This window comes from Micromonospora coerulea, from assembly GCF_016598485.1.
GTDB lineage: Bacteria > Actinomycetota > Actinomycetes > Mycobacteriales > Micromonosporaceae > Micromonospora > Micromonospora coerulea.
Map to the genome: position 1 here is coordinate 1 of NZ_JAEMUW010000136.1, position 232 is coordinate 232.

General features: G+C 77.6%; 1 protein-coding gene. It reads right to left on the reverse strand.

Annotated elements, in window-relative coordinates; translation table 11 throughout:
• Positions 1–232, reverse strand: a 232-nt coding sequence (locus I8N68_RS32605; protein ID WP_200216947.1) for a hypothetical protein, incomplete at both ends; no start/stop codon positions are given.

The following is a 232-nucleotide window of genomic DNA, read 5'->3' on the forward strand; positions in this document are numbered from 1 at the left end:
CGCGGGGGTCGCCGACGTGCAGCACACCCACCCGCTGCTCCACCGCCCACGACACGACGCTGCGGGCGGCCTCGTGCTGGGCCTGACGGACCCGCCGCCGGTGCCGGCCCTCCACCAGGCGTGCCCGACGCCGGTACTTGCGCCACCGCCGGGACCCCTTCTCACCGGGTTTCGGCGACCGGCGGGCCACGGCACGGCGGCGGGCCTTGGCGTCGGCCAGGTGCATGCGATG